The organism is Falsiroseomonas oryziterrae (assembly GCF_021864505.1).
Taxonomy (GTDB): Bacteria; Pseudomonadota; Alphaproteobacteria; order Acetobacterales; family Acetobacteraceae; genus Falsiroseomonas; species Falsiroseomonas oryziterrae.
In genome coordinates, this window is sequence record NZ_JAKJIB010000381.1 from 1 (window position 1) to 3,631 (window position 3,631).

Below are 3,631 nucleotides of genomic sequence, written 5' to 3' on the forward strand. Positions count from 1 at the left end.
CCGCGGCACCGCCGGCGCCGCCGATCAGCGCGCCCGTCACGGCAGAGCCGCCCGTCATCACGCCGATCGCCGCGCCGCCGGCCGCGCCGATCGCGCCGCCCGACAGCGCGCGCTGCTGCGTGCGCGTCATGTTGTCGCAGGCCGCGAGCGGCGCGATGAGCACCAGGGCCAGCGCCGCACGCCCAATCCCGCCAACCAGTCCCTTCCGCATTCGAATCCCCCTCTGCGTTCGTCGGTGGGACCCGACTACACCGTCCGGTTGTGGCAAGGAAAGGGCATCCGTATGGCGTATGCGCCGGCGCAACGAGGAGCGATCAGTGCCGGCGCCGGCCGCCCTTGCCCTTCTTCGGGTCGTAACCGCCGCCGCCCGGTCCGAGCGGCTTCGGCGCCCAATCCTGCTTCGCGCGCCCCTTCCCGTTCGCCGGCGCGCTCGCCTGGAGCGAGCGTCCCGCGAGGTTCGGCTGGATGCCGAGTTCGAGGGATTCGAGCCGCTTGATCTCGTCGCGCAGCCGCGCGGCGTCCTCGAATTCCAGATCGGCTGCGGCGGCCCGCATCTTCTTCTCGAGCTCGGCGATCGCCGCGCCGATGTCCTTGCCGACGAATTGCGCCGTCTCGTCGCCCTCGACCGCCTCGACGGTGACGTAGTCCTGCTCATAGACCGACTGCAGCACGTCGGAGATGTCGCGCCGGATCGTCTGCGGCGTGATCCCGTGTTCCTCGTTCCAGGCGATCTGCTTGGCGCGGCGTCGCGCCGTCTCCTCGAGCGCGCGGCGCAGGCTTTCCGTCATCGTGTCCGCGTAGAGCACCACGCGCCCCTCCGCGTTGCGCGCCGCGCGGCCGATCGTCTGGATGAGGCTGGTGGTGGAGCGGAGGAAGCCTTCCTTGTCGGCATCGAGGATCGCCACCAGCGCGCATTCGGGGATGTCGAGGCCCTCGCGCAGCAGGTTGATCCCGATCAGCACGTCGAAGACGCCCTTCCGCAGGTCGCGGATGATCTCGATGCGCTCCAGCGTGTCCACGTCGGAATGGAGGTAGCGGCAGCGTATGCCGGTCTCCGTCATGTATTCCGTCAGGTCCTCGGCCATGCGCTTGGTGAGCGTCGTGACCAGCACGCGCCCGCCCTTCTGCGCGACCGCCCGGCATTCGGCGAGCAGGTCGTCCACCTGGCCCTCGACGGGGCGGATCTCGGTGACGGGGTCCACCAGGCCGGTCGGGCGGATCACCTGTTCGGCGAAGGTGCCGCCCGTGCGCTCCATCTCCCACGGCCCTGGCGTCGCGCTGACGAAGAGCGTGTGCGGGCGATAGGCGTCCCACTCCTCGAACTTCAGCGGCCGGTTGTCGGTGCAGGAGGGCAGGCGGAAGCCGAACTCGCTCAGGATCGACTTCCGCGCATAGTCGCCGCGATACATGCCGCCGATCTGCGGCACGGTGACGTGGCTCTCGTCGACGATCAGCAGCGCGTTCTCCGGCAGGTATTCGAACAGCGTCGGCGGCGGCTCGCCGGGCTTACGTCCCGTCAGGTAGCGGCTGTAGTTCTCGATGCCCTTGCAGCTGCCCGTCGTCTCCAGCATCTCGATGTCGAAGGTCGTCCGCTGCTCCAGCCGCTGTGCCTCCAGCAGCTTGCCTTGTTGATGGAGCACTTCGAGCTGCTGCTTCAGCTCCACCTTGATGTCGCGGATCGCCTGCTGCAGCGTCGGGCGCGGCGTGATGTAGTGGCTGTTCGCGTAGATGCTGACGCGCTCCAGCTCGCCCGCGATCTCGCCGGTCAGCGGGTCGAATTCCCGCAATCCGTCCACCTCGTCGCCGAACAGGCTGACGCGCCAGGCGCGATCCTCCAGGTGGCTTGGCCAGATGTCGACCGTCTCGCCGCGGATGCGGAAAGTGCCGCGCTGGAAGGCGGCGTCGTTGCGCCGGTATTGCTGCTCGACTAGCCCCTTGATGAGCACGTCGCGGTCGATCCGCCCGCCACGCTCGAGCTTCACCACCATGCGGCTGTAGTTCTCAACCGAGCCGATGCCGTAGATGCAGGAGACGGAGGCGACGATGATCACGTCCGACCGTTCCAGCAGCATCTGCGTCGCGCTGTGGCGCATGCGGTCGATCTGCTCGTTGATCTGCGCGTCCTTCTCGATATAGGTGTCGGTGCGCGGGACGTAGGCTTCCGGCTGGTAGTAGTCGTAGTAGCTGACGAAGTACTCGACCGCGTTCTCCGGGAAGAAGCTCTTCATCTCGCCGTAGAGCTGCGCGGCGAGCGTCTTGTTCGGCGCGAGGATCAGGGTCGGGCGCTGCACCGCCTCGATCACCTTCGCCATGGTGAAGGTCTTGCCGGATCCGGTGACGCCGAGCAGCACCTGGTCGCGTTCGTCCTGCCGCAGCCCTTCCACCAGCTGGGCGATGGCGGCCGGCTGGTCGCCGTTCGGCTCGAAGGGCGAGACCACCTTCAGCTTCTGGCCGGAGGGGACCGCGGCGCGCTTCTGCGGGTAGAACAGCACCGGGGTCGGGACGAGCAGGTTCATGACGCCAATGTGGGCGCGCCCTCGGATTACGTCGAGCGCGCTGGGAGAGGTCGATGGGCATCGAGATCGAACGGAAGTTCCTGGTCGCGAGCGAGGCCTGGCGCGCGGCGGTGCGTGGCCCCGGCACGCCGATGCGGCAGGGCTACCTGGCGGCCGGCGGCCCCGACCTGCCCAGCGTGCGCGTCCGGCTCGCCGGGGCGGAGGCCATGCTCACGGTGAAGGGGCCGGGGGCCAAGGTCCGCGCCGAGTTCGAGTATCCGGTGCCGGTCGCCGATGCCGAGCGGATGCTGACCCTCTCGCCGCTCGCCGTCCTGTCCAAGACGCGGTGGGAGATCGAGCATGAGGGCCATATCTGGACGGTGGACGAGTTCGACGCGCCCGCCGCGCTGAAGGGCCTGGTGTTGGCCGAGGTCGAACTGGACGCCGAGGAAGTGGACCCGCCTTTGCCGCCCTGGGTCGGCGCGGAAGTCACCCACGACCCGCGCTTCACCAACGCCGCCCTGGCCCGCGCCCTGTCCGCTCCCTGACGTCCCTGCAAGCCGTTCCGCTCGCGCCCCTGTGAGCCGTCGTCGCGCCGCCGCGACGAACATCCGGCCGTCGCCTCCGTTGAAGCCGCCATCGGGACCGCATCCGACACGGCGGAGACGGAAGGAACACGACAATGACGACGCGGGAACTGACGATCGCGGCCGCGATCGCGGCGGCGCTTGGCCTGAGCCATCCGGCGGCCGCGCAGAGCCCCCAGGGCGGCGCCGCCAACAACGCGCCCGGCACCAGCGCCCAGCAGGTGAACCCGAGCGCGATGCCGCCGGGCAGCCGGGCCGGAGATGCGCCGGGCATGGGTGCGACCGTGCAGCCTGGACAGCGCACGACCGGCGCGCCGGGCGGCGGCCAGAATCTTTCCACCACTGGCACGCCATCGGGTCAGCCAGCGGGCTCGCCGCAGACGATGGGGCCGGGCCAGGGCACTGCCGGGCAGACCATGACCGGCGGCGGCCCCGCCACCGCCCAGGGCGCGACGAACCCGGACCGCGGCGTGCCGGGCGGGCAGGGCGCGCAGGCGCCGTCGGCCCAGCCCGATGTCGGGCGCGGCACGGCGCAACTGCCAGATCCGA

Annotated in this window: 3 protein-coding genes and 1 pseudogene; 2 read left to right on the forward strand and 2 right to left on the reverse strand. The window is 70.0% G+C overall.

What is annotated here, in order from left to right:
• A partial coding sequence (locus tag L2I40_RS20545; protein WP_237217039.1) for a hypothetical protein occupies positions 1-211 on the reverse strand: 211 nt, incomplete at its 3' end.
• Between the two features lie 103 nt (positions 212-314).
• On the reverse strand, positions 315-2,516 hold the full coding sequence (gene uvrB / locus L2I40_RS20550) for an excinuclease ABC subunit UvrB (protein WP_237217040.1): 2,202 nt from the start codon (positions 2,514-2,516) through the stop codon (positions 315-317).
• Positions 2,517-2,569: 53 nt separating this feature from the next.
• On the opposite strand from uvrB, the gene L2I40_RS20555 reads away from it, so the two are divergent.
• Positions 2,570-3,043 (forward strand): CYTH domain-containing protein, encoded by a 474-nt coding sequence (locus tag L2I40_RS20555; protein WP_237217041.1) that lies wholly within the window; start codon positions 2,570-2,572, stop codon positions 3,041-3,043.
• Between the two features lie 134 nt (positions 3,044-3,177).
• A pseudogene (locus L2I40_RS20560) lies at positions 3,178-3,631 on the forward strand (hypothetical protein); the annotation flags it as partial.

Coding starts and splice junctions, on each gene's coding strand:
- uvrB (WP_237217040.1), bottom strand. CDS start 2,516: ATGAACCTGCTCGTCCCGACCCCGGTGCTGTTCTACCCGCAGAAGCGC.
- L2I40_RS20555 (WP_237217041.1), top strand. CDS start 2,570: ATGGGCATCGAGATCGAACGGAAGTTCCTGGTCGCGAGCGAGGCCTGG.